Annotated in this window: 24 protein-coding genes and 2 pseudogenes; 15 read left to right on the plus strand and 11 right to left on the minus strand. The window is 66.6% G+C overall.

Annotated elements, in window-relative coordinates; all coding sequences use genetic code 11:
* Window positions 1-173 precede the first annotated feature (173 nt).
* The 3 genes and pseudogenes from BST12_RS14280 (at window position 174) to BST12_RS14290 (ending at window position 1,788) form a co-directional block, all read left to right on the plus strand.
* A complete protein-coding gene (locus BST12_RS14280; protein ID WP_083113780.1) occupies window positions 174-467 on the plus strand; it encodes a hypothetical protein in 294 nt (97 codons plus the stop codon).
* Window positions 468-1,470: pseudogene (locus tag BST12_RS34860) on the plus strand (hypothetical protein).
* A 9-nt stretch (window positions 1,471-1,479) separates the two neighbouring features.
* Window positions 1,480-1,788 carry a hypothetical protein gene (locus BST12_RS14290; RefSeq protein ID WP_139801682.1) on the plus strand — a complete coding sequence of 103 codons (309 nt, stop codon included), beginning with the start codon at window positions 1,480-1,482 and terminating at the stop codon, window positions 1,786-1,788.
* 290 nt (window positions 1,789-2,078) lie between these two features.
* Here BST12_RS14290 and BST12_RS14295 read toward each other — a convergent pair whose 3' ends face one another.
* From BST12_RS14295 to BST12_RS14305, 3 genes are all read right to left on the minus strand, one after another.
* The gene (locus BST12_RS14295) at window positions 2,079-2,543 is read right to left on the minus strand and encodes a GreA/GreB family elongation factor (protein WP_083113830.1); all 465 of its coding nucleotides are present in this window, start codon (window positions 2,541-2,543) and stop codon (window positions 2,079-2,081) included.
* 11 nt (window positions 2,544-2,554) lie between these two features.
* Window positions 2,555-2,788: a hypothetical protein gene (locus BST12_RS14300; RefSeq protein ID WP_083113782.1), complete on the minus strand. Its 234-nt coding sequence runs from the start codon at window positions 2,786-2,788 to the stop codon at window positions 2,555-2,557.
* A 65-nt stretch (window positions 2,789-2,853) separates the two neighbouring features.
* Window positions 2,854-4,131: an NAD(P)/FAD-dependent oxidoreductase gene (locus BST12_RS14305; protein WP_083113783.1), complete on the minus strand. Its 1,278-nt coding sequence runs from the start codon at window positions 4,129-4,131 to the stop codon at window positions 2,854-2,856.
* A 252-nt stretch (window positions 4,132-4,383) separates the two neighbouring features.
* Between BST12_RS14305 and BST12_RS14310 the strand changes: the two genes are divergently transcribed.
* Window positions 4,384-6,147 carry a hypothetical protein gene (locus BST12_RS14310; RefSeq protein ID WP_083113784.1) on the plus strand — a complete coding sequence of 588 codons (1,764 nt, stop codon included), beginning with the start codon at window positions 4,384-4,386 and terminating at the stop codon, window positions 6,145-6,147.
* Between the two features lie 9 nt (window positions 6,148-6,156).
* Here BST12_RS14310 and BST12_RS14315 read toward each other — a convergent pair whose 3' ends face one another.
* Window positions 6,157-6,477 carry a DUF732 domain-containing protein gene (locus tag BST12_RS14315; protein ID WP_083113831.1) on the minus strand — a complete coding sequence of 107 codons (321 nt, stop codon included), beginning with the start codon at window positions 6,475-6,477 and terminating at the stop codon, window positions 6,157-6,159.
* Window positions 6,478-6,619: 142 nt separating this feature from the next.
* Here BST12_RS14315 and BST12_RS14320 point away from each other — a divergent pair, with 142 nt between their 5' ends.
* The gene (locus BST12_RS14320) at window positions 6,620-7,351 is read left to right on the plus strand and encodes a Clp protease N-terminal domain-containing protein (protein ID WP_083113785.1); all 732 of its coding nucleotides are present in this window, start codon (window positions 6,620-6,622) and stop codon (window positions 7,349-7,351) included.
* Here the strand turns inward: BST12_RS14320 and BST12_RS14325 are convergent.
* Window positions 7,323-8,246, minus strand: a complete 924-nt coding sequence (locus BST12_RS14325) for a cytochrome c oxidase assembly protein (RefSeq protein ID WP_083113786.1) — start codon at window positions 8,244-8,246, stop codon at window positions 7,323-7,325. The two genes, BST12_RS14320 and BST12_RS14325, sit on opposite strands and share 29 nt — an antisense overlap.
* Window positions 8,247-8,352: 106 nt before the next feature.
* Between BST12_RS14325 and BST12_RS33425 the strand changes: the two genes are divergently transcribed.
* Both BST12_RS33425 and BST12_RS14330 read left to right on the plus strand, forming a co-directional pair.
* Entirely contained in the window at window positions 8,353-8,877 is a 525-nt protein-coding gene (locus BST12_RS33425; RefSeq protein WP_245850303.1) for a hypothetical protein, read from the plus strand.
* Window positions 8,870-9,388, plus strand: a complete 519-nt coding sequence (locus tag BST12_RS14330; RefSeq protein WP_245850305.1) for a GNAT family N-acetyltransferase — start codon at window positions 8,870-8,872, stop codon at window positions 9,386-9,388. The genes BST12_RS33425 and BST12_RS14330 overlap by 8 nt, the downstream gene beginning before the upstream one ends.
* Here the strand turns inward: BST12_RS14330 and zapE are convergent.
* Window positions 9,360-10,427: a cell division protein ZapE gene (gene zapE / locus BST12_RS14335; RefSeq protein WP_083113788.1), complete on the minus strand. Its 1,068-nt coding sequence runs from the start codon at window positions 10,425-10,427 to the stop codon at window positions 9,360-9,362. The genes BST12_RS14330 and zapE overlap by 29 nt on opposite strands.
* Here zapE and BST12_RS14340 point away from each other — a divergent pair.
* Genes BST12_RS14340 through msrB form a run of 4 tightly spaced genes read left to right on the plus strand, consistent with a single transcriptional unit; the run spans window position 10,426 to window position 14,463 of the window.
* Window positions 10,426-11,220 (plus strand): pyrimidine reductase family protein, encoded by a 795-nt coding sequence (locus tag BST12_RS14340; protein WP_083113789.1) that lies wholly within the window; start codon window positions 10,426-10,428, stop codon window positions 11,218-11,220. The two genes, zapE and BST12_RS14340, sit on opposite strands and share 2 nt — an antisense overlap.
* A gap of 26 nt (window positions 11,221-11,246) precedes the next feature.
* Window positions 11,247-12,806, plus strand: coding sequence for an alpha/beta fold hydrolase (locus BST12_RS14345; protein ID WP_083113790.1), 1,560 nt, complete (start codon window positions 11,247-11,249; stop codon window positions 12,804-12,806).
* On the plus strand, window positions 12,803-14,059 hold the full coding sequence (gene aftC, locus BST12_RS14350; protein ID WP_083113832.1) for an arabinofuranan 3-O-arabinosyltransferase: 1,257 nt from the start codon (window positions 12,803-12,805) through the stop codon (window positions 14,057-14,059). The genes BST12_RS14345 and aftC overlap by 4 nt, the downstream gene beginning before the upstream one ends.
* On the plus strand, window positions 14,056-14,463 hold the full coding sequence (gene msrB / locus BST12_RS14355; protein ID WP_083113791.1) for a peptide-methionine (R)-S-oxide reductase MsrB: 408 nt from the start codon (window positions 14,056-14,058) through the stop codon (window positions 14,461-14,463). The genes aftC and msrB overlap by 4 nt, the downstream gene beginning before the upstream one ends.
* Window positions 14,464-14,534: 71 nt before the next feature.
* Here the strand turns inward: msrB and BST12_RS14360 are convergent, their stop codons facing one another.
* The 4 genes from BST12_RS14360 to hemE all read right to left on the minus strand — a co-directional run bounded on the left by BST12_RS14360 (window position 14,535) and on the right by hemE (window position 18,447).
* Window positions 14,535-15,284, minus strand: a complete 750-nt coding sequence (locus tag BST12_RS14360) for a class I SAM-dependent methyltransferase (RefSeq protein WP_083113792.1) — start codon at window positions 15,282-15,284, stop codon at window positions 14,535-14,537.
* 75 nt (window positions 15,285-15,359) lie between these two features.
* Entirely contained in the window at window positions 15,360-16,055 is a 696-nt protein-coding gene (gene hemQ, locus BST12_RS14365) for a hydrogen peroxide-dependent heme synthase (RefSeq protein ID WP_083113793.1), read from the minus strand.
* Window positions 16,056-16,060: 5 nt separating this feature from the next.
* Window positions 16,061-17,401 carry a protoporphyrinogen oxidase gene (locus BST12_RS14370; RefSeq protein ID WP_139801683.1) on the minus strand — a complete coding sequence of 447 codons (1,341 nt, stop codon included), beginning with the start codon at window positions 17,399-17,401 and terminating at the stop codon, window positions 16,061-16,063.
* The gene (gene hemE, locus BST12_RS14375; RefSeq protein ID WP_083113794.1) at window positions 17,398-18,447 is read right to left on the minus strand and encodes a uroporphyrinogen decarboxylase; all 1,050 of its coding nucleotides are present in this window, start codon (window positions 18,445-18,447) and stop codon (window positions 17,398-17,400) included. Before hemE ends, BST12_RS14370 begins: the two co-directional genes overlap by 4 nt.
* A gap of 52 nt (window positions 18,448-18,499) precedes the next feature.
* Here hemE and BST12_RS14380 point away from each other — a divergent pair, with 52 nt between their 5' ends.
* The 4 genes and pseudogenes from BST12_RS14380 (at window position 18,500) to BST12_RS14390 (ending at window position 21,351) form a co-directional block, all read left to right on the plus strand.
* The gene (locus BST12_RS14380) at window positions 18,500-19,306 is read left to right on the plus strand and encodes an enoyl-CoA hydratase/isomerase family protein (protein ID WP_083113834.1); all 807 of its coding nucleotides are present in this window, start codon (window positions 18,500-18,502) and stop codon (window positions 19,304-19,306) included.
* A 78-nt stretch (window positions 19,307-19,384) separates the two neighbouring features.
* Window positions 19,385-19,452 (plus strand): annotated as a pseudogene (locus tag BST12_RS34865) (hypothetical protein); the annotation flags it as partial.
* Window positions 19,453-19,466: 14 nt separating this feature from the next.
* Window positions 19,467-20,048: a DUF3000 domain-containing protein gene (locus BST12_RS14385; RefSeq protein ID WP_083113835.1), complete on the plus strand. Its 582-nt coding sequence runs from the start codon at window positions 19,467-19,469 to the stop codon at window positions 20,046-20,048.
* A 1-nt stretch (window position 20,049) separates the two neighbouring features.
* Window positions 20,050-21,351: a ribonuclease D gene (locus BST12_RS14390; RefSeq protein WP_083113795.1), complete on the plus strand. Its 1,302-nt coding sequence runs from the start codon at window positions 20,050-20,052 to the stop codon at window positions 21,349-21,351.
* Here the strand turns inward: BST12_RS14390 and dxs are convergent.
* Complete coding sequence (dxs, locus tag BST12_RS14395; RefSeq protein WP_083113796.1) at window positions 21,348-23,273, minus strand: 1-deoxy-D-xylulose-5-phosphate synthase; 1,926 nt, start codon at window positions 23,271-23,273, stop codon at window positions 21,348-21,350. The genes BST12_RS14390 and dxs overlap by 4 nt on opposite strands.
* Window positions 23,274-23,463 lie beyond the last annotated feature (190 nt).

Consider the following 23,463-nt stretch of genomic DNA (forward strand, 5'->3'; position numbering starts at 1 on the left):
CCACAGACCTCTGATCATTGCTCCCGCCCCGGTTCCTAAGTGCTCAACCCGGTGGAAATCGAGTAATGCATCCGCGGTCACTGAGGTACCGCGACGCCGGCGGCTGGTCATGGGATGCCGCATCCGGTCTGAAATAGCAATCCATGTGTGGGGCCGCGTAACCTCGTGCGGTTATGGGCCAAGATGCAGTGCAGGTCGTCCGCGCGGAGCTGGAAGCTACGGCCGGCCAGTGGGAAACGCTTACCTCCCAACTGGCGGACGCGGCGCCGTCGCCTGGGCAACCATTCCAGGCCACCACTGCGGCCGTAGACGGTATCAACGCGGCGCTCGGCGTTGCCGCAGCGGCCTTTACAGCGCGGACAAAGGCAACGGCCGCCGGGATGACCACGGCGGCAGCGGGATACACCAGCCAGGAGGCCACATCGGTGGGCGCGCTGGCCGCCGTGACACCGGTGACGGAGGTATAGATGCCCGCCACACTCTCGCAGATCCAGGCGTGGAGTACCGAACATCTCATCGACGCCGCCCGCTATTGAAATGAGACCGCCGACCGGTGGGAGGACGCATTCATAACGATGCGCAACCAGTCCCATACGATCACCTGGCACGGCGCCGGCGGCGACGCGCTGCGGCAACGCACCGCAACCGATCTATCCGTCGTCCGCGCCAAAGCCGACCAGCTACGGCAGGCAGCCGGAGTAGCCCGCAACGGCGCCGGTGACATCAGCGCGGCCCAGCGGCGCGTCCTGTATGGAGTCGAAGACGCGCAAACTGCGGGATTCATTGTCGGAGAGGACTTGTCGGTCACCGACACCCGCAGCACTAACCCAGCAGAACACGCCATGCGCCAAGCCCAAGCGGAAGCGTTCGCCGCTGACATCCGGCTGCGCGCAGAGCAATTGGAGGGCGCAGACTCGAAAGTTGCTGGCCAGTTGACCGCGGGCAGAGCCGGTCTGGGAAAGCGCAGGTATTGCCGCGGCCGGCAACGGGGTGCAGTTGGTCGACTTCAACGAACATGGTGACCAGCCCCCGCCATTTGCACCGTGGGACACACCCGACGGGAAACCACCTCCGGCCGCTGGTAACCCGGCTAAACCTCCACCCGGACCACCCACGGGATTGCCAAAACCTCTCCAAGACTTCACCGACTACCAGCTCCATGATCGGCCGATCCCGGACCCGCCGGCACCCAATGTCACCGCCGACCAGCTACGACTTGCCCTCATCCGGCAGAACATCGACTACGACAAGTTCGTCGCGTGGTTCAACAAAACCCACGGAGGCAATGTCGACGGAGCCGAGTTACTGCAGCGTATGGGGGGTTTCGAAGCTGCTCTTATTGGAGCCGCTCTCTCCCCTTCCGGCGGACCCCTTGCGATGGGCGCTGCGGGTATCGGCCTGCTGATAGCCGGTTACCGGCTCGCTGTCGCCGAGCCTGGTGACGGCCATATACCTGTTTCCGGGGAGTGAGGTAACACGTTGGCGATCTTGATAGCGCTAGAGATTTCTGCGGCAGTCGTTGTTGTCGGGATACTGATTGTGGGTTTGGTGCGCCTTGTTGTTCGGTCCGATCTCGACGCGACAGAACAATTCAAGCGCATGGCGCCGTCAATTTCTCTTGGATGCGGCTTCATCCTGATCGTCGGCGGGTGGTACGGCTCCACCGACGTAGCATCGGTGCTGCAGATCGTCGCCGGCGCGGCAATGGCCGGCAACGGCGCATACCTGGCCATACGAAACCACCGCCGCCGACCAGCAGCCAAACGCGAAGCGCCCGTAAGGGATTAGGGCGGCCACCCTCGGCGTGTCACAACAGACCGCAAGCTAGCGACAGCGCACGAGCGTCCTGAGTCGTTAATTGACCGGTAGCGTTAAGACTTGATGGGTGCCAAACCGTGTCGCTCCTGCGGTCAATTTGTCGTTCAACGTAATTCGCTACCTGCGTCCGGCAACAACGCCCATGACCAGGAAATACCCCGCCATGAGAAGCAATATCATCGCCGCCGGCTCAATCAAGTCAAACATCGCGCGATCCCCCCTCTCCCTTAAATCGCTTGTGCGCGTGGGTAACCGAAGCTCTACACCCCACCAGCCGTGCGAACGCCGTACGGACCGGCTTTGAGCAAAGTGACGGTGACGTCAGCCCCACTGGGCAGGGTGCACATGCGGCGTGCGCCACTGCGTGCGCCCTCAATGGCAGCCCCGAGAGGGGATCGGTTCGAGTAAGCCTGCACGTCGCCGCGTTCAGCGCCGCGCACCCGTAGCAGGAAGACCTCGGTGTCGGCAGTGTCGTCGTAGGGGACGGTCAAAACCGTGCCCGGCTCGGTCGCCTCATCGCGGCGGTCCTCGCCCACGGCGGCGTTGACCAACAGATCCTGGATCCGTTTAATCCGCAACCGCCACGCCCGTTGGACAGCGGCCTTGCTTTCGTCGGCGCCGCCGTCAGCCACTGGCCCCGAATACATCTGACGCAGCGTGGCCAGTTCCCTTTTCAGCCGCTCGTAGGCTTGCGGCGAAATCCGCGCACATCTCGCGTCAGTCATTTCCGTTCCCTTCATAGCGCGCAGCCACATTGGTCCGCGGGTTCGCTGGCATCCGCGTCGTTCAACACCTCTTGAAGCTCGCGGATGCGCGCTCGTCGCGCCGAATAGCCGGCCCCGACACTCGCGTGGTAATCCATCAAGTCGTCGGGCACCTCGATGCTGCGCCGCGAACGCAGCTCGGCGAGTTCGCTGTGCAGACAGGGACAGGCCTGCCGCGTCATCCAGATGCGTTGGCTTCTGGTCATTTTCAATGAGTTCCCTTACGTATCGAACAGAGTGTCGCCCGAGGCCGCAGCACGTCCCGGTCGGGCTACCGGGACATGCTGCGGCCGGTCCGGCGCAACGGATCGAACTCGGCCAGACCTTGTGGTTGCTTGCCGGTGGTGATTTGTTCGGCCAAAAGCCGACCGGTCACCGGCCCGTGCGCCAATCCCCACATGCCGTGACCGCCGGCCACGTAAACATCACGCGCCACTTCACCGATCAACGGCCGGCCATCGGGGGTGACCGCGCGCGCTCCAACCCACAGGTTGCTCCGCACGTCCCAGCGCACCCCGTCCAGCATGGGGCTGACGGCGGCGACGATGGCATCCACCCGCTGGGTTGCACGGGGTTCATGCGGGTGACGGAATTGCACTGTGCCCGAAACCCGCAGCGCGCCTTTGTAGGGCGTGCACGCCACCCGCGCGTCCGGAAAATAAATGGGCCCTGGCATCGGGCGATCCACCGGCACCGTAAACGAGTAGCCGTGACCGGCGGCCACCGGGACATGCAACCACCGGCCCGCCAGCCGCGACAACCGCGCCCCGGTCGCGATCACGGCCGCGTCCGCGGTCAGCGGGTCGCTGCGGCGCGCATAGACCACCGCGCCGTTGCGTGAGCTGACGACATCGTCGACTTCCAGCCCGCGCACCACGGCCCCCCGGGCCACCACCGAGCGGCCCAGGGCTTCCACAAATCGCCGTGGGTCGAGGAAACGCTGACCGTTGATGTTCAGCCCCGCGGTGACCGCCGGCGACGCCAGCGGCACCTGCTCGCGCAACGCCTCACCCGCCAGCGCGATGACATCTATTGTCTGGCCGGCCTTTTCGAGCTGGCGCAACATTGCCATCAGCCGCTGCGCTGACGCGGTCTCGCGAAATACGGCGGTGATCGGCGAGTCGGTCACCGGAGCATCGACCCCGTTGGCGATCAGGACGTCGAATGCTTCGATGCATTCCTCGTTGAGCGCTACGTTGGCCCGCAGCGCCCGCTGCCACGACGATCGCCGACAGTTGGCGACGAAACGCATCAAGAAGGCACCGAGGTCCGCGTCGGTCGTCAGCGGCATATGCAACGGGGCGGTCGGGTCGAACACCGAACGCAGCCCGCCGCGAAGCACCGATGGGGAGTTCAGCGGAAGAGTCAGCCCGGGAGCGATCCAGCCGGCGTTGCCCCAGGACGCACCGGCCGCAACGCCGGTGCGGTCTACCACCGTGACGTCGACTCCGCGCTCCTGTAGAAACCACGCCGTTGACAATCCGGCGATGCCGGCACCGATCACGATCGCCGACCTGGGTCCGCCGTCAATTCGCTCGACGCCGCCCATCAGACACACACCTCCGCAACTGAAATTTGGATTGGTAATTCCATGGTGGGGTGAGCCGGCGCCGCGGTGTTTGCCGGAAACCGACAACGGCGCTGCACAGAATTGTCCCGGCCCGACAACGGCGTCATCGCGGCCTATGTCCGTCAAACACCTGGACCGGACTGTCCGAACGTGAGATCGTCGAGCACGAATGCTCGTCGCCGGCCACTTGGCGAAGTGAGCGGCTCGACCCGACAGCTTGGTGAAAGCGGTATGACGCGGCCGGATACCGAACCCCCACTGGATCTGCTGCTTGCCCCGCGCATCCGTGAGCTGCTGGAGCAGAACTACTACTCGAAGGTCAACGCCAGCCTCACTCTCGAAGAGGCGGCAACCGATCCCGGCTTCCTCAAGGATCCGCTGAGCCACCTGGCGCTGTTCACCGATCACGGTGTCATTCACGCGCGCGACGTCGCTCACCGCATCGTCGGCGTGATCGGGAATGTGTTGGGAGTCAAGGTCTCTGAGCGCACGCCGCTGCGCCGGCAACGCATGACGAGCTACGGCTGCCTGCTCGCCTACGTCCATGACATCGGCATGTCCGACGTGAATCCGTTCGGACGACTAGTCCACGCGGAGTTCGCCGCCCAGGAACCTTTCGGGCCGGCCTTCGACGAGATCGTCGACATCCTCTGGACGGAGAACACCGGGAACCTGGCCTGGCACGTGCTACGGATGACCAGCGCCGGCATCCTCGAAGGGCCACCACAGCGGATCATGCGGGAGCTCGCCGCGCTGGCCTACGCTCACAGCAAGAGCGCCGTGCCCCCCGCCAAGCTGAACGACACCACCGCGCTACGCGACTTGATGCGCTACGTCTTGAGCCATCCACTGGAGGCCCTGTATCACCAGAAGCTCCGCGACAAGGCCCGTACCCAGGACGAACGAGCTCATCACGAAGCCGCCTTGCAGCAGGTCGCCGGCGCCGCGGCGCTGGCAGAGCACCGCAAGGCCGTGCTCGATCGCCACTACGCCGACTTCGACCGCACCGCATTTTCCTGGTTGCAGGCCACCGACCCCGAGGCCCAGGAATTCGTTCTCGACGTCATCGACACGATTCGCTGTCTGCGCTGCGCCGACGCGCTGCGGCAACGAGGCACCCACTTGCGTACCTCCGGTAGCTACCAGATCTTCATCGACCAGAAAACCGCCAACGCCGTCTACGCCCTGCACGACAGCGACGGGCGGACTTTCCTGCTCGAGGCAGACAACGCACTGAATGCCGGCGAGGCCAACATCGAGGTATCCGAGATCACCCCCGAAGGCCATCTGCGCTTCGCCTTCTTTCACGGCAGCTTCGGATCGGGCGAGGCGATGCGCCGCGCGGTGCGCAACGCTGCCGTCGTCGTCGACGACATCCAGTCCGACGTGGTCGAAAGCTTCGCCGGCGTGGCGGGTGCCAACGACGCCCGTGTGCTACTCGAGCACACCGAGGACAATCCCGAATTCGCGACATTGGTCGCCGACGTCGTGATTGCCCGCAGTCCCGGCCTCGCCGACCGCGTGCTGTGCGTTCCATCGCTGCGCAGCGCTCCCGAGCCGGAACGCCGACGTTTTCTCGCCGCAAACGCGATCGAATGGGACCGTGAGCAGCGAATCACCTTGCTGCGCAACGTCGCAACCCGCGGCTACAAGACCGAACACATCGATCCCGATCTCGGCTTCCGCAACGCGCGCCTGGGACACCTGTCCCCCGGCGAGTGCCTGACCGAAGTCGGCGCAAGGGCGACGTTCGTGTACATACCATTGGCGCCCGGGCTCTGTGGCCACCCGTCGGGAGGCTACGACTCGTTTTGCGTCCATCCCTGGGAGCCACTGGGCATCACCGGGGTGATCCGGGGCGATGTTCGAAACGCCACGGTCGTCGCAGAAGGCGACGTCGACGTCCTCATCCTCCCGAAGGACGTCTACCTCGATCAGTGGCACCGCAACTACACCGCCGCGGAATTCTGCGACCTGATGCGCACCTTGAGTTGACCCGCAGGCCTAGCCGCCTTTGCTGCTGTCGGGCAGTTGATCCGGGCAGTACACACCGGCCGAGATCGCGGTGAACTTCGCCGCATTGGTCTGGCTGAGCCCCGGGTTCCCGTCTTGCAGGACCTTGACGACGTCGATGGCCGGCTTGCCCGACTTCGCCATGTCGCACACGCTTTTGCCGGCTTTTACGGCGTTGTCGGCGCTCTGGTAGGTAATGCCGGCACTGCCCAGCGCCACCAGAAACGCTTGATCTTGGTTGACGTCGGCGCGCGCCGGTGCGGCCAAGCCGATCACCGCGGCGACGCCGGCCACTGTTAGCAGAAGCTTCATGACCCCGTGATTGTTCCAAAGCGCTGCCGAGCGCGTCGCTGCTGCGGCGAACGGCGCGTGAATTCTGCCGGAATACCCGGCCACAAAGCTCACGTCAACCCGAGGTTGACACCGCCGTGGGCGTCAACCTACTGTTGACGCCATGGTCGAACCGACGAAGATCGCCTACCCCGTACGCCTCGACGAATTGATCAACGCGATCAAGCAAGTGCATCCGGACGCGCTGGATCAACTCGCCGACGCCGTCTTGGCGGCCGAGAGCCTGGGCGAGGTCGCCGACCACCTGATCGGGCACTTCGTCGATCAGGCACGCCGCTCGGGAGCCTCCTGGACCGAGATCGGCAAGGCCATGGGCGTCACCAAACAGGCCGCGCAAAAGCGCTTCGTCCCCAAGGCCGAGGCCACCACCTTGGACCCCAATCAGGGCTTCGGGCGGTTCACCGCGCGGGCGCGCAACGCCGTCGTTGCCGCCCAGAACGCCGCGCACGAAGCGGGCAACACCGAGATCACCCCTGACCATCTGGTGCTGGGCACACTCAGCGATTCGGCCGCGCTGGCCACCGTGCTGTTGCAACGACAGAAAATCGACACCGAAGCCTTGCGCGCCGCCGTGCAGCTACCCCCGGCCGGGGCCGAAACCCCCGAGCTGATCCCATTCAGCGGCCCGGCACGCAAGGTGCTCGAACTGACCTTCCGTGAGGCACTTCGGTTGGGCCACAACTACATCGGCACCGAACATCTGCTGCTGGCGCTGCTGGAACTCGAAGACGGAGCCGGGCCGCTACATCAGTGCGGCGCGAACAAAGAGCAAGTCGAGACGGATCTGATCGCCGCACTGGAATCGATCACCGGCGGGAGCGGAAGCGCTCACTGAGTTGCGGATCGTTCTCCCACCACAGCGTCGACTGCGTCGTAGTCGCCACCGCCTGCGCGCGGTCCAATTCGGCGTCCACCTGAACCGCCTGCTTCTTTTCGTCGTGGGAGAGCGCACGCATCAGCAGCAGCACAAACGGCAGCCCGACGACGTCGCCGAGAATCCACAGCACGCCGGCGCCAATAGTCTGATCCAGCCGCTGATCGGGACCCCAAAGCCGATGCAGCCCTGAGTAATACGCCGTCGCAATCAACGGCCCCTGCCACACGACCAAACCCAGCACCCCGTCACCGAGCGTCTCGGCGACCGAGATAAGCAAAGAAATCAACTGCGAATACCTGCGCGGCACCGGGTCGGCCTGCAGCCGGGCATAGAAGTAGCCGAAACCGATGACTACCAACAGAATCCGGGTTACAGCGCCGATCCACTCCTGCTGCAGGGCCGCGGTGTACCAGGGTGTCATGTAGAGCAGCCACGGCGTGGCCAGCATTGCCAGTGAGGTGGTCAGCGGATGTAGCAGTATGCGTGCCCACCTGGTCGACAGCAGCCGATCGATGCGATCACGGCCGCTCGGCCCTACAGCGTCGCGCAGCGCGGTGACCGGCCGGCCCTGCGCCAGCAGAAACGGCACCACGAAAAGCAGCAGCAGCACCTGCAACGCGCGGACCCAGAACAAGAAGTACGCGTATTCCCCGACCGCGCTCAGCGTGGCGATGATCCACAACACGATGCCACTTCCCCAGGACCAAGCCTGGCCGCGCGCAACTGTGGCGCCGTGCCGGTAAGCCCAGAGGTAGCCGGCGGCCAGCGCCACGATAACGGCCGCGGAACTGGCGTCCAGATGCCAGGCGGAAACGGCGGAAACCAATGTCAGCGGGCCCGGGTCGACGTGCATGGCGATCAGCCTGGCAGCACTTCCTGGGAGGAAGGTGTCAGCTAATCCCCGCTTAACCCTTCACGACCCCTCCCCTTGGCGTCACCGCATGTGTAATCATGCGAAGATGCGCCGCTGGCTGATCGTGCTGTACACCTTCCTCGTCGCCGCCGCGGGGGTCTTGGCCGTCAACGTCGCCGCGCCGCGCGCGTGGGCCGGCGACGCGCCCATCGGCCACATCGGCGACACGCTGCGGGTGGACACCGGAACCTACGTCGCCGACGTCACGGTCAGCAATGTGGTCCCGGTCGACCCGCCACCCGGCTTCGGTTACACCCGCAGCGGCGTGCCGGTGAAAAGCTTCCCCGACAGCTCGGTGGCCCGCGCCGACGTGACGGTCCGCGCGGTCCGGGTGCCCAACTCCTACATCATGGCCACCAACTTCAGTTTCAACGGAGTGACGCCCTTCGCCGATGCCTACAAGCCGCGGCCGTGCGACGCGCCCGATTGGCTGGACGCGGCTTTGGGCAATGCCCCGCAGGGCGCGATCGTTCGCGGCGGGGTGTACTGGGACGCCTACCGCGATCCGGTCTCCGTTGTCGTGCTGCTGGACCGCAAGACCGGCGAGCACCTGGCGCAGTGGAATCTCTGACCTGACCGTCCAGCTCGCCACGACGGAATCCGTCGACGCCGAAGAACTCGCCGCCGTTGCCGCACAAGCCTTTCCGCTGGCCTGCCCCACGTCAACCACACCCGAGAACATCGCCGCGTTCATCGACGCCAATCTGTCCGCGGCGCGCTTCGCCGAGTTTTTGAACGACCCCCGGCGCGCCATTGTCACCGCACGCCGTGACGGGCGAATCGTCGGCTATGCCATGCTCGTTCGCGACGGTTCCGACGACAACGCCGCCGAGCTGTCAAAGCTCTACGTACTGGCCGACTTTCACGGCCAGGGCGTCGCCACAATGCTGATGGATGCCGCGCTGGCCCTCGGCGCCGACTGGGGCCTGGACCACATCTGGCTGGGCGTCAACCAGGAAAACGCACGCGCACAACGCTTTTACACAAAGAGCGGCTTCACCATCAGCGGCACCAGGACGTTTCAACTCGGCGACAACCTGGAAAACGACTACGTCATGGTTCGGAAACTGGACCGGCCGTGAGGGCCAGCAGCCGGGAAGTGGCCCGCAGATATTTCTTCCGGTAGCCGCCGGCCAGCATCTCCGCACTGAAAATGGTGTCCAGCTTGGCCCCCGAGGCCACCACCGGGATACCGGCGTCATAGAGCCGATCGGTCAGGGCCACCAACCGCAACGCGACGTTCTGATCGTCGATGCCGTGCACCCCGGTGATGAACACCGCGGTCACGCCCTCGATCAGGGTCAGATAGCGCGACGGATGCATGGTCGCCAGATGTGCGCACAAAGCGTCGAAGTCGTCGATCGTCGCACCTGCTACCGCAGCGGCGCGCCCGGCGACCTCCTCGTCGGACCGCGGCGGCGGCGCCGGCGGCAGGTCGCGGTGCCGGTAGTCCGGCCCTTCGATGCGCACCGTGGTGAAAATCCTTGCCAGCGTGTTGATTTCGCGTATGAAGTCCTGCGCCGCAAACCGTCCCTCGCCGAGCTGCTCGGGCAGCGTGTTGGAGGTGGCGGCCACCGACACGCCCCGCTCGACCAGTGAGGACAGCATCCGCGAAATCAGCGTGGTGTTGCCGGGATCGTCGAGCTCGAATTCGTCGATGCACACCGCGGTGTAGCCGGCCAGCAGATCGATGCATTCGGTGAAACCGAACACCCCGGCCAGTTGGGTCAGCTCGCCGAATGTCGCAAACGCGGTGGGATGCTCGGGCACGTCAGGCAACTGGTAGTAGGCCGAGGCGAGCAGGTGTGTCTTGCCCACACCGAACCCGCCGTCGAGGTACAGCCCGACACCGGGCAGCGCCTCCCGCTTGCCGAACAGCTTCTTGCGCCCCGCCCGGCGCTCGACGGCCTGCCGGCAAAAGTACTGGCAGGCGTCGACGGCCGCGGCCTGCGTGGGCTCGGCCGGGTCGGGCCGATACGTCGCGAAGCTCACCTCGGCGAACGTCGGCGGCGGGCGCAGTTGGGCGATCAACCGCTCCGGCGAAACCGAGGGATGCCGATCAACCAGGTGGCCCACCCCATGCATGCACGCACTGTAGCGGCGTGTTGCAATCGAGTTCATGCCCGACTTCGAGGCCGGCATCGCCGCGGGCCTGGCCGCCGAGACCTCCCTGACGCTGCTCGGCTCGGATCGCGAGCTCGCCAACCACGAACTGCCCGCGTTCTACGCATATCCGGCCGATCTAAACGGCACGTGGTTGCGGGCGAATTTCATCACCAGCCTGGACGGCGCGGCCACCGTCGAAGGCCTCAGCGGCACCTTGGCGGGCCCCGGAGACCGCGCCGTCTTCATCGTGTTGCGCGAACTGGCCGACGTCATCGTGGTCGGCGCGGGCACCGTGCGCCTCGAGGGCTACTCGGGTGCACAGCTGAGCGTCGCTCAGCGCCAGCAACGGGTAGCACGGAACCAGGGTGAGCTGCCGCCCCTGGCCATCGTCACCAAGTCCGGTCGCCTCGACCGCGACCTGGCGGTGTTCACCCGGACCGAGGTGCCGCCCCTGGTGCTCACCTGTACGGCAGTCACCGACGAAACCCGCCGGCGGCTCGCGGGCCTGGCAGAGGTGATCGACTGCTCCGCCGGCGATCCACACAGCGTTGACGAGGCCGCCGTCCTGGCCCGGCTTCAGGCCCGCGGGCTGAGCCGCATCTTGACCGAAGGCGGGCCGATGCTGCTCGGCGCGTTCATCGAGCGCGGGCTGCTCGACGAGCTGTGTCTGACCATCTCGCCCTGCGTGGTCGGCGGCCTGTCGCGCCGGATTGTGACGGGTCAGACCCAGCTGTTGACCCGGATGCGCTGTGCGCACGTCCTCACCGACGATGCGGGCTATCTCTACACCCGCTACGTCAAGGCCTGACGGTAGGCCCCGCTACTGTGGTCGGCATGAGTCGGCGCATCAGGGCTGCCACGGTCGTCGTCGCGGTCACCACGGTGCTGACAGCCTGCGTCCCGGTGTTCGGTGCCGACCCGCGCTTTGCCACCAACTCCGGCGCAAAGCCGCAGGGCGCAGCGACCACGACGCCCAAGCCCAGCGGTCCCCCACCGATCGCCGCTCCCAAGAACGACTTGTCCTGGCGCGACTGCACGTCACGGGTCAACGCCGACGCCGGTGTCCCGGCCGCCCCGGGCGTCAAGCTGGACTGCGCCAGCTATGACGCCGATCTCGACCCGGTCAACGGCGGTTCCGGATCGGTGAGCATCGGCGTGGTCCGCGCCCGCTCCGCGCAGACGCCCAAGGATGCGGGTCCGCTGGTCTTCACCACCGGTTCCGACCTACCCTCGTCGACCCAACTGCCGGTCTGGCTGTCGCATGCCGGCGCCGACGTGCTCAAGGGCCACCCGATCGTCGCCGTCGACCGCCGCGGCATGGGCATGTCGAGTCCCATCGACTGCCGCGACCACTTCGACCGCGAGGAGATGCGCGACCAGGCCCAGTTCCAATCCGGCGACGACCCGGTGGCCAACCTCTCCGAAATCTCCAACACCGCCACCACGAACTGCACCGACGCGATCGCTCCGGGCGACTCCGCTTACGACAACGCGCACGCCGCCTCCGACATCGAGCGACTGCGCAACATCTGGGATGTTCCCGCGCTAGCCCTCGTCGGCATCGGTAACGGCGCCCAGGTGGCACTGACCTACGCCGGGTCGCGTCCCGACAAGGTGGCCAGGCTGATCCTGGATTCGCCGGTTGCGTTGGGGGTCAACGCCGAAGCCGCCGCCGAACAACAGGTCAAGGGGCAGCAGGCCGCACTCGACGCCTTCGCCGCGCAATGCGTCGCCGTGAACTGCCCGCTGGGCCCCGATCCCAAAGCCGCCGTCAGTGCCCTGCTGAACTCCGCCAAGGCCGGCAAGGCGCCCGGGCGCACGTCGGTGGCGTCCATCGCCAACGCGATCACCATCGCATTGGGCTTCCCCGCCGGCGACCGCGTCAACAACACCACGACCCTGGCCAATGCGCTGGCGGCCGCCAACTCCGGCGACATCAACCCGCTGTCCAACTTGATCAACCGCGCCGATGCCATGCAGGACACCGACGGGCAATTCGTCAACGTCTGCAGCGACGCGATCAACCGTCCGACCCCGGACCGGGTGCGCGAACTCGTGGTCGCCTGGGCCAAGCTCTATCCGCAGTTCGGGACGGTCGCCGCGCTCAACCTGGTCAAGTGCCTGCACTGGCCCAGCGGCTCGCCGGCGCAAGCACCCAAACAGCTCAAGGTCGACGTCTTGCTGCTGGGCGTGCAGAACGACCCGATCGTCGGCAACGACGGCGTCGCCGCGACGGCGGCCACCGTCATCAACGCCAACGCGGCCAGCAAGCGGGTGATGTGGCAGGGCATCGGCCACGGCGCCAGCATCTATTCGGCGTGCGCGGTGCCGCCGATCGTCGGCTATCTGGACAGCGGCAAGCTGCCCGGCACCGACACCTACTGTCCCGCCTGAGAGTTCGGGCGGGGTACGGTGCGCTGGTGACGGCAGCTGACTCGACCCGAACCGGCCCCCCGAGCACCGCATCCATTCTGCGGGCAGTGCTGTGGCCCGCGGCCATTCTGTCGGTATTGCACCGCAGCATCGTGCTGACGACCAACGGCAACATCACCGATGATTTCAAGCCGGTCTACCGGGCGGTGTCGAACTTTCGGCACGGGTTGGACATCTACAACGAGCACTTCGACTACGTCGACCCGCACTATCTGTATCCGCCGGGGGGGACGCTGCTGATGGCACCCTTCGGGTACCTGCCGTTCGCGCCGTCGCGCTACCTGTTCATCTCGATCAACACCGTGGCCATCCTGGTCGCCGCGTATCTGCTGCTGCGGATGTTCAACTTCACCCTGTCCTCGGTGGCCGCGCCCGCGCTGATCCTGGCCATGTTCTGCACCGAAACCGTCACCAACACACTGGTGTTCACCAACATCAACGGCTGCATTCTGCTGCTGGAGGTTTTGTTCCTCCGGTGGCTGCTGGACGGCCGGGCCAGCCGTCAGTGGTGGGCGGGCCTGGCCATCGGGCTGACGCTGGTGCTCAAACCCCTGCTCGGCCCGCTGCTGTTACTCCCGCTGCTCAACCGCCAGTGGCGGGCATTGGTGGCCGCCATCGGCATTCCCGTCGTCGTCAACCTGGCGGCGCTCCCGGTGGTGCCCCACCCGATGGACTTCTTCACCCGCACACTGCCCTACATCCTGGGCACCCGCGACTACTTCAACAGCTCGATCCAGGGCAACGGCGTGTACTTCGGCCTACCCACCTGGCTGATCATCGTGCTGCGGCTGCTGTTCACCGCTCTTGCCGTCGGCGCGCTGTGGCTGCTGTACCGCTACTACCGCACCCGAGACCCGCTGTTCTGGTTCACCACGTCGTCGGGCGTGCTGTTGCTGTGGTCATGGCTGGTGATGTCGCTGGCGCAGGGCTACTACTCGATGATGCTGTTCCCGTTCCTGATGACGGTCGTGCTGCCCAACTCGGTGATCCGCAACTGGCCGGCGTGGCTGGGAATCTACGGCTTCATGACGCTGGACCGCTGGCTGCTCTTCAACTGGATGCGCTGGGGCCGGGCGCTGGAATACCTGAAGATCACCTACGGCTGGTCGCTGCTGCTGATCGTCACTTTCACCGTGCTGTACTTCCGCTACTTGGACGCCAAGGCGGAGAACCGGCTGGACGACGGCCTGGATCGCGCTAGCGTAGACGCATGACCCCCAAGCTGCGGCTCACCGACGACGAGTGGCGTAAGAAGCTCACCCCGGAGGAGTTTTCCGTGCTGCGCCAAGCCGGCACCGAACGCCCCTTCACCGGTGAGTACACCGACACCAAGACCCAGGGCGTCTACCAATGCCGGGCGTGTGGCGCCGAATTGTTCCGCAGCACAGAGAAATTCGACTCACATTGCGGCTGGCCGTCGTTCTTCGACCCGGCGAAATCCAGCGCGGTGTTCCTGCGCACCGACTACTCGCTGGGTATGAAGCGCATCGAGGTGCTGTGCGCCAACTGCGACAGCCACCTGGGCCACGTGTTCGAGGGCGAGGGCTACCCCACCCCAACCGACAAGCGCTATTGCATCAACTCGATCTCGCTGAAGCTGGTCCCCGGCGCTGTCTAAGGACCGCGAGCCTGTAGTTAGCGCGGCCCGCACTCTCGCACTTATCCGCGTTAACTACAGTTTCGGCGAAGCTAGTCCACCCGCGTGGCGTGCACTTCCCAGAACGGGGCGTGCACCCGACCGTTGTTCAGCCACGGTTCCATCACCCGGAACCGTTCCAGCAATTCCTGGGCCTGGTCGGCCAGGTCGGGATTTCGCGCCGCCATCATCTCGATCGACTCGGTGCTGACGTTGACCTGGTAAGTGGTGGGCCCCAGGTAGGTGATCTCCCAGCCGCCGGCGGGCAGCACCCGGTGAAAATCGTCGGCCGACAACGAGCGCAACATGGTGAACCCGTTGACGTCGTGCGCGCCGAACTCGAACATGTACAGCCGCGCTCCGGGCTTGGTGGCCCGCCGCAACGCCTGCACATAGGACTTCTGCAGGTCCGGTGCGGTACTGAAGGTGTGGAAGAAGGCGCAGTCGACGACGGTGTCGAAGCGCCCTTCGAACCCGTCCAGCTTGGTCGCGTCGGCCACCTCGAAATCGACTGCAACCCCGGCCTTGCGGGCATTGGCGTGAGCACGCTCGATGGCGGCCGCGGAACCGTCGATACCGGTGGCCGAAAAACCCTTTGATGCGTAGTAGATCGCGTGGTGACCGGGGCCGGTACCCGGGTCGAGCACTTCGCCCTTGATGGCGCCGACGGCGACGAGTTGCTGGACCACCGGCTGCGGGCCGCCGATGTCCCACGGCGTGGCCACCGGCAAGCCGTGCGAGACCCGCGCATCGCGGTACATCTCCTCGAAGCGGGCGGGGTCGGTGGGGTCGAATTCAGCCATTGCGACGCTTCTCCTCATCGCTGCGTCCCCCGCAAGCGGGAGGTGCCCCCACTGCATCGTCGCCGTCGACGGCTGTCATGGCAGCGAGTTCACCAGCTGCTCGACCGGCACCCGCGGACCGGTGAAAAACGGCGTCTCTTCGCGGGTGTGGCGCCGGGCATCAGTGGCCCGCAGTTCCCGCATCAGGTCGACGATGCGATGCAATTCCGGGGCCTCGAAGGCCAGGATCCATTCGTAGTCGCCCAACGCGAACGCCGGCACCGTGTTGGCCCGCACATCCTTGTATTCACGGGCGGCCATGCCGTGTTCGGAGAGCATGCGGCGGCGTTCCTCATCGGGCAGCAGGTACCACTCGTAAGACCGCACAAAGGGATACACGCAGATGTAGGCCCCGGCCTCTTCGCCGGCCAGAAACGCCGGGATGTGGCTCTTGTTGAATTCCGCCGGCCTATGCAGCGCCACGCTGCTCCACACGGGTGTGCAGACTTGGCCCAGCGTCGTGGTGCGCCGGAAATCGGCGTAGGTGGACTGCAGCGCTTCGACACGCTCGGCGTGGGTCCAGATCATGAAATCGGCGTCTGCGCGCAAGCCCGCGACGTCATAGAGGCCGCGCACCACGACGCCGCGCTCTTCCTGCTGCTTGAAGAACGTTGCGGCATCGTCGACGACGGCCTCACGCTGATCGCCCAGTGCGCCCGGCCGCACCGAAAACACCGAAAACATCAGGTAGCGAATGGTCGAGTTGAGAGCATCGAAGTCGAGTTTGGCCATGAAACCTATCGTGCCACTTCCGCTTCGAGCGCTTCGATCGCACGCCCCGCCGCCCCGACACAGGCGGGTACGCCGATTCCGTCCAGATAACTGCCGGCTACGGCCAGGCCCGGCGGCAGGCCGGCGCGCACCTCGGCAACCAGCTCCGCGTGGCCGGGCCCATACTGCGGCATCGCACCGATCCAGCGCTGCACACGAGCGTCGACCGGGTCGACGGCCAGATCGAATACATCGACGAGGTCGCTCAACGCCCACCCCAGCAGTTCGTCATCGGAAGCGGTCGTAGCCAGATCGTCGCCAAACCGCCCGAACGACAGTCGCAACAGCTGCACGTCCCCGTGCCGCCCCCATTTGCGCGACGACAACGTGATCGCCTTGGAGCGCAGCGGCTCGCCGCTTGCCGCCAGCACCCCGGAGCACTGCGGGAATGCGGTCTCGGCGGGTACCGCAAGAGCCACGACCGCCGACGAGGCGCTCACCACCCGGTTCGCGGCCGCACACGTACGCGGCGCCAGCTCACCCAGAAGCCGCACCAGCTGCGCGGCCGGGACAGCCAGGATCACCGCGTCGGCGGGCCAGCCCGCACCGGTTTCATCGCGCAGGACCCAACCGGGTTCGACCCGGGCGATCGCGGCCCGCACCCACTGCAGCCGGCTGCGCGCGACCAGCTCGTCGACCAGCACCTGGTAGCCGCCGGCCAAAGCGCCGAACACCGGAGCCCCGGTCGCGGACGGCAATGCCTGGCGCGCCGCGTCGGTCAACGACGCCGCACCGCGATCGAGGGCCGCCGCCACGCTGGGGGCCGCCGCGCGCAGCCCGATCGTCGCCGCCGAACCCGCATACACCCCACTCAGCAACGGGTCCACCGACCGGGCCACCACCTGTTCGCCGAACCGGTCGGCCACCAACTCGGCCACCGCCGGATCGCTGCCCGGTTGCCAACTGAACGCACGCGCGGGCTCGGCCTCGATGCGCGCCATCGTGGCATCGTCGACCAGCCCGGCAACCGATGCCGCCGACGACGGAATTCCCACCACCGTCTCCGACGGCAGCGGGTGTAGCCGCCCCTGGCTGTAGATCAGCGGCCGAACGCCGGTGGTGTCCAGTTGCAACCCCGATAGCCCGAGCTCGGCCAGTAGCGCCGGGATCTCGGGGCGGCGCCGCACGAAAGCCTCGGCGCCGACATCCATGGGCTGGCCGCCGACGGTCTCGGTGCGCAGCACCCCGCCGAGCCGGTCGCCGGGCTCGAACACGGTGATGGTCGCGTCGTCCCCGACCGCCATGCGCAGTCGGTAGGCGGCCGTCAACCCCGAAATGCCGCCGCCCACAACGCAATAGGAGGTCACAGCGAGTGAACCAGCGACACCAGATCGGTCAACACGCCGGGATCGGTCTCCGGTAGCACACCGTGGCCCAGGTTGAAGACGTGACCGCCCGCCCCGGAATCCACCGCCCGGCGGCCGTCGTCGACTACGGCGCGCGCGGCCCGTTCCACCGCCGGCCAGCCCGCCAGCACCACCACCGGATCCAGGTTGCCCTGCAACGCGGTGCCGGGCACCACCCTGGCGGCGGCGTCGGTCAGTGCGGTTCGCCAGTCGACGCCGACGACTGTGGCGCCCGCTTCCGACATCGCACCCAGCAACTCCGCGGTCCCCACGCCGAAGTGGGTCATCGGCAGCCCATGTTCGGCCAGCGCGCCGAACACCCGCGCACTGTGCGGCAACACGTACTGCCGGTAGTCGGCCAGCGACAGCGTGCCCGCCCACGAGTCGAACACCTGGATCGCGTCCACCCCGGCGTGGATCTGGCCACGCAGGAACGCGATGGTGAGGTCGGTCAGCTTGGTCATCAGCGCATGCCAGCTCGCCGGTTCGGACAGCATCATCGCCTTGGTGCGGGCGTGGTGGCGGCTCGGGCCACCTTCGACCAGATAGGACGCCAACGTGAACGGCGCACCGGCGAAACCGATCAGCGGCACCTCCCCCAGCGCGCCAACCAACAGCCCAATGGTCTCGTAGACGGGTTGGATCGCTTGGGGGTCAAGGGGTTTCATGGCAGCGATGTCGGCGTCGGTGCGCACCGGCTGCGCGATCACCGGTCCGACGTCGGCGACGATGTCCAGATCGACTCCGGCGGCGCGCAGCGGCACCACGATGTCGGAGAACAGGATCGCCGCGTCGACGTCGTAGCGTCGGATCGGCTGCAGGGTGATCTCACAGGCCATCTCCGGCTCGAAGCAGGCGGCCAGCATGCTGCGCTGTTCGCGCAGCGCCCGGTATTCGGGCAACGAACGCCCGGCCTGGCGCATAAACCACACCGGCACCCGGCTCGGTTTGCGGCCGCCGACCGCGGCCAGATAGGGCGACTGGGTAAGGTCGCGACGCGTACTCATCGACGTCAATGCTGCCACGGGCGCCGTGCGGCCCTTGCGTAACATCGATCCGATGCCGGTCAGCTACGACGACTTCCCCAGCCTGCGCTGCCAAACCCGAGAGAACGGCGTGCTGGAACTGGTCCTCGATGCCCCCGGGCTGAACTCGGTGGGACCGCAGATGCACCGCGACCTTGCCGACATCTGGCCGGCGATCGATCGCGACCCCGCGGTAAGAGTGGTCCTGGTCCGCGGTGAAGGCAAGGCGTTCTCGTCCGGCGGCAGCTTCGATCTGATCGACGAGACCATCAATGACTACGAGGGCCGGATCCGCATCCTGCGCGAGGCCCGCGATCTGGTGCTCAACCTGGTCAACTTCGACAAACCGGTGGTCTCGGCCATCAAGGGTCCCGCCGTCGGCGCCGGTTTGGTGGTTGCCTTGCTTGCCGACATCTCGGTGGCAGGCCGGACCGCCAAGATCATCGACGGACATACCAAACTCGGGGTCGCCGCCGGTGACCACGCCGCGATTTGCTGGCCGCTGCTGGTCGGCATGGCCAAGGCCAAGTACTACCTGCTGACCTGCGAGGTTCTCTCCGGCGAAGAAGCCGAGCGCATTGGCCTGGTCTCGACCTGCGTCGACGACGACGAGGTGCTGGCCACCGCAACCAGGCTTGCCGACAATCTGGCCGGCGGCGCCCAAAACGCCATCCGCTGGACCAAACGCAGCCTCAATCACTGGTACCGGATGTTCGGGCCGGCCTTCGAAACGTCGCTTGGCCTGGAATTCATCGGGTTCGGCGGCCCCGACGTGCGCGAAGGTCTGGCTGCGCACCGCGAGAAGCGCCCAGCGCGATTTGTTGACGGCTCCGACAGCTGACCGCGATTCGGCGCGCCTGATTTCGCGTGTCGGACGATAGGTCTACCGTCGGAAACTGTGAGTTCCCCGCCAACGACGATGCAGAGCGCAGCGATGCTGAGGAGTGGCGCATGACCCCGCCAACGACGATGCAGAGCGCAGCGATGCTGAGGAGTGGCGCATGACTTCAGCAGAACCGGCCCCATTCCGCGACGCGGTAGCGGCGATGAACGCCGTCACCGTTCGGCCGGAAATCGAGCTCGGCCCCATCCGCCCGCCGCAGCGGCTGGCGCCCTACAGCTACGCCCTGGGCGCCGAAGTCAAACATCCCGACCTCGACATCGTCCCGGAGCGATCAGAGGGCGACGCGTTCGGCCGGCTGATTCTGCTGTACGACCCGGATGGCTCCGATGCCTGGGACGGCACCATCCGCCTGGTCGCATACATCCAGGCCGACCTCGACTCCCACGAGGCCATCGACCCGCTGCTGCCAGAGGTGGCGTGGAGCTGGCTGGCGGAGGCGCTGGAGACGCGCACCGAGCATGTGACCGCACTGGGCGGCACCGTTACCGCCACCACATCGGTTCGCTACGGCGACATCTCCGGACCACCGCGCGCCCACCAGCTGGAATTACGGGCCTCATGGACGGCCACCAACCCCGACGTGAGCAGCCATGTCGAGGCCTTCTGCGAGGTACTGGAGCACGCCGCGGGCCTGCCGCCGGCCGGGGTCGTCGACCTCGGCTCGCGGTCACGCGCTTGACATGAGCGAACCAGAGGCCGATCGGGCCGAGGAGGACGACCCCGAACCGACGCTGCTGCTGCATCCGGCCAGCGGCGTGCCCCAGCTCTCGGTGAGCCCGCGCCAGATCAAGGCGGCCGCAGAACTACTGGCCGGCGGGCGTGGACCTTTTGCCGTCGATGCCGAGCGGGCGTCGGGATTTCGGTATTCCAACCGCGCCTACCTGATCCAGATACGGCGGGCCGACGCCGGTACCGTCCTCATCGACCCGGTCAGCCACGGCGGCGACCCGCTGACCGTGCTGCGGCCGGTCGCCGAAGTGCTGCGTGAAGACGAATGGATTCTGCACTCCGCCGATCAGGATCTGCCGTGTCTGGCCGAGGTCGGCATGCGGCCGTCGGCGCTCTACGACACCGAGCTCGCCGGCCGCCTGGCCGGTTTCGATCGGGTCAATCTGGCCGCCATGGTCCATCGCCTGCTGGGCATGGGGTTGGCCAAGGGCCACGGCGCGGCGGACTGGTCCAAGCGCCCGCTGCCCGCGGCCTGGCTCAACTACGCCGCTCTGGACGTGGAGTTGCTCATCGAGCTGCGCGCGGCGGTCTCGGACGTACTTGCCGGCCAGGGCAAAGCCGATTGGGCCGCAGAGGAATTCGAGCACTTACGCACCTATGAGGATCGGACCCTCCCGGCTCCGGGCCGGCGAGACCGCTGGCGACGCACGTCGGGCATCCACAAGGTGCACGATCGGCGCGCCCTCGCGGCGGTGCGCGAGTTGTGGACGGCGCGCGACCGCATCGCCCAGCGCCGCGACATCGCGCCCCGGCGCATCCTGCCGGACTCGGCCATCATCGACGCCGCCATTGCGGACCCCAAGACTGTCGACGACCTGACCGCGCTGCCGGTGTTCGGCGGGCGCAACCAACGCCGCAGCGCCGCAATGTGGTTGGCGGCATTGGAAGCGGCGCGAGAAAACCAGGATCTACCCGAAGTGGGTGAGGCGCCCAATGGGCCGCCACCCCCGGCCCGTTGGAGCCGGCGCAAGCCCGAGGCCGCCGCCCGGCTGGAGGCGGCCCGCTCGGGGTTGGCGAAGGTATCCCAACGGGTCGGCGTGCCGACGGAGAACCTGGTCGCCCCGGACCTGGTGCGACGGCTGTGCTGGGACTGGGAGGGCGCACGGGCCCCGGTCGAAGCGGTCGATACCTACTTGCGGACCGGCCATGCGCGAACGTGGCAATGCGAACTGGTGGTCGAGGTGCTGGCAACCGCGGTGACGCACCCGGCCCAAACCGACCCCAAAGCCGACGCCAAAGCCGATAACAACTAGTCCAGCTGCTCGCGGATCTCGGCTACTGCCCGGTTGTCGGATGCACAGGCTCCCAGCGCGGCAACCCAACCGGTAATCCGGCGCGCCACGTCCTGATCGGTGAGCCCCAACTCGGCCAGCACCTCACCGCGCGAGCCATGCTGGTAGAACTCCTGCGGCAGCCCGACATCGCGGCAGGGCACATCGATCTCGGCCTGCCGCAGCGCTGCCGACACGGCCGAACCCACACCACCGGCCTGCCCGTTGTCTTCCAGGGTGACCAGCAGCTTGTGCTGGGCCGCCAGTTCACGCACCCCGTCGGACACCGGCAACACCCAGCGTGGGTCGATCACCGTAACGCCGATGCCCTGGTTGTGCAGCCGCTTGGCCACCTCCAGCGCCATCGACGCGAACGCGCCGACCGCTATCAGCAGCACATCGTGGTTCAAGCCGCCAGCCGGCACCGCCAGCACATCGATACCTGAACGCCGCTCCAGCGCCGGAATATCTTCTCCCACATCGCCTTTGGGGAACCGCAACGCCGTCGGCCCGTCGTCGGTGTCGAGCGCCTCGCCCAGCTCCTCACGCAACCGGGTGGCGTCGCGGGGCGCGGCGACCCGGATGCCCGGCACGATGCCCAGCATCGACAAATCCCACATGCCGTTGTGGCTGGGGCCGTCCGAACCGGTGATTCCGGCCCGGTCCAAGACCATGGTGACCGGCAGCTTGTGCAACGCGACGTCCATCATGATCTGGTCGAACGCCCGGTTCAGGAACGTCGAATAGATGGCCACCACCGGATGCATGCCGCCCATCGCCAGCCCGGCCGCCGACGTCATCGCGTGTTGCTCGGCGATGCCGACGTCGAACAGCCGGTCCGGAAAGCGCTCTCCAAAAGCCGTCAGCCCGGTAGGTCCGGGCATGGCGGCGGTAATAGCCACGATGTCGCGGCGTTTCTCGGCGTAACCGATGAGCGCATCGGTAAACGTCGTCGTCCAGCCCGGGCCCGCGATCTTGGTCGCTGCCCCGGTGACCGGATCGATCGGCACGGTGGAATGCATCTGCTCGGCCTGGTCGGCTTCGGCCGGCGCGTAGCCCATCCCCTTGCGGGTGACCACGTGCACGATCACCGGGCCCCCGAAGCCGCGGGCACTGCGCAGCGCGACCTCCACCGCCCGTTCGTCATGGCCGTCGACCGGACCGATGTATTTCAGCCCGAGGTCAGTGAACAGCAGCTGTGGTGACAGCGAGTCCTTGAGACCGGCCTTGACGCTGTGCGCAAAGCGGTAGAACACATCGCCCACCACCGGCACCGACAGCATGGCGTCGCGGCCCTTTTCCAGGAACTTCTCGTAGCTTGGCTGCAGCCGCAGTGTGGCCAGGTGATCGGCCACGCCACCGATCGTGGGCGCGTAGCTGCGGCCGTTGTCGTTGACGACGATGATCACCGGCCGGCGCGAGGCGGCGATGTTGTTCAGCGCCTCCCAGCACATGCCGCCGGTGAGCGCGCCGTCGCCGACGACGGCGACCACATGCCGGTTGCGGTGACCGGTCAGCTCGAACGCCTTGGCCAGGCCGTCGGCATACGACAAGGCTGCGCTGGCGTGGCTCGACTCGACCCAGTCATGTTCGCTCTCAGCCCGGCACGGATAGCCCGACAGCCCACCCTTCTTGCGCAGCGTTTCGAACTCCTGACAGCGTCCGGTCAGCATCTTGTGGACATAGGCCTGATGACCGGTGTCGAAGATGATCGGATCGTGCGGGGAGTCGAAGACCCGGTGCAGCGCCAGCGTCAGCTCGACCACACCTAGATTCGGCCCCAGGTGTCCGCCCGTGGCAGCCACCTTGTGAATCAGGAATTCGCGAATCTCGGCAGCCAGGTCCCGTAACTGCTGCTGGGAGAGGTGCTGCAGATCAGCGGGTCCGCGGATCTGTTCCAGCATCCCGTCAGTCTACGCAGCAACCGCTAATTCACACCCCCTGTGTTGGGACGAAAAGTAGGTGCCCGATTGGTACGGCCCGATTGGTACGGTAAGTGCCGGTGTGCCGGGAAGCCTGGTCGGCAGTCATTGCAACGCGACCCCTGCGACCCGGGAGTATGTCCTGAGCCCACACATCGATCACACCGGCCTC

Source organism: Mycobacterium angelicum, assembly GCF_002086155.1.
GTDB classification, from domain to species: domain Bacteria; phylum Actinomycetota; class Actinomycetes; order Mycobacteriales; family Mycobacteriaceae; genus Mycobacterium; species Mycobacterium angelicum.

Excerpts from the sequence above, each read along its gene's own strand:
- BST12_RS14280 (WP_083113780.1), top strand. The coding sequence starts at position 174 with ATGGGCCAAGATGCAGTGCAGGTCGTCCGCGCGGAGCTGGAAGCTACG.
- BST12_RS14295 (WP_083113830.1), bottom strand. The coding sequence starts at position 2,543 with ATGACTGACGCGAGATGTGCGCGGATTTCGCCGCAAGCCTACGAGCGG.
- BST12_RS14300 (WP_083113782.1), bottom strand. The coding sequence starts at position 2,788 with ATGACCAGAAGCCAACGCATCTGGATGACGCGGCAGGCCTGTCCCTGT.
- BST12_RS14305 (WP_083113783.1), bottom strand. The coding sequence starts at position 4,131 with ATGGGCGGCGTCGAGCGAATTGACGGCGGACCCAGGTCGGCGATCGTG.
- BST12_RS14310 (WP_083113784.1), top strand. The coding sequence starts at position 4,384 with ATGACGCGGCCGGATACCGAACCCCCACTGGATCTGCTGCTTGCCCCG.
- BST12_RS14315 (WP_083113831.1), bottom strand. The coding sequence starts at position 6,477 with ATGAAGCTTCTGCTAACAGTGGCCGGCGTCGCCGCGGTGATCGGCTTG.
- BST12_RS14320 (WP_083113785.1), top strand. The coding sequence starts at position 6,620 with ATGGTCGAACCGACGAAGATCGCCTACCCCGTACGCCTCGACGAATTG.
- BST12_RS14325 (WP_083113786.1), bottom strand. The coding sequence starts at position 8,246 with ATGCACGTCGACCCGGGCCCGCTGACATTGGTTTCCGCCGTTTCCGCC.
- BST12_RS33425 (WP_245850303.1), top strand. The coding sequence starts at position 8,353 with ATGCGCCGCTGGCTGATCGTGCTGTACACCTTCCTCGTCGCCGCCGCG.
- BST12_RS14340 (WP_083113789.1), top strand. The coding sequence starts at position 10,426 with ATGCCCGACTTCGAGGCCGGCATCGCCGCGGGCCTGGCCGCCGAGACC.
- zapE (WP_083113788.1), bottom strand. The coding sequence starts at position 10,427 with ATGAACTCGATTGCAACACGCCGCTACAGTGCGTGCATGCATGGGGTG.
- BST12_RS14345 (WP_083113790.1), top strand. The coding sequence starts at position 11,247 with ATGAGTCGGCGCATCAGGGCTGCCACGGTCGTCGTCGCGGTCACCACG.
- msrB (WP_083113791.1), top strand. The coding sequence starts at position 14,056 with ATGACCCCCAAGCTGCGGCTCACCGACGACGAGTGGCGTAAGAAGCTC.
- BST12_RS14360 (WP_083113792.1), bottom strand. The coding sequence starts at position 15,284 with ATGGCTGAATTCGACCCCACCGACCCCGCCCGCTTCGAGGAGATGTAC.
- hemQ (WP_083113793.1), bottom strand. The coding sequence starts at position 16,055 with ATGGCCAAACTCGACTTCGATGCTCTCAACTCGACCATTCGCTACCTG.
- hemE (WP_083113794.1), bottom strand. The coding sequence starts at position 18,447 with ATGAGTACGCGTCGCGACCTTACCCAGTCGCCCTATCTGGCCGCGGTC.
- BST12_RS14380 (WP_083113834.1), top strand. The coding sequence starts at position 18,500 with ATGCCGGTCAGCTACGACGACTTCCCCAGCCTGCGCTGCCAAACCCGA.
- BST12_RS14385 (WP_083113835.1), top strand. The coding sequence starts at position 19,467 with ATGACTTCAGCAGAACCGGCCCCATTCCGCGACGCGGTAGCGGCGATG.
- BST12_RS14390 (WP_083113795.1), top strand. The coding sequence starts at position 20,050 with ATGAGCGAACCAGAGGCCGATCGGGCCGAGGAGGACGACCCCGAACCG.
- dxs (WP_083113796.1), bottom strand. The coding sequence starts at position 23,273 with ATGCTGGAACAGATCCGCGGACCCGCTGATCTGCAGCACCTCTCCCAG.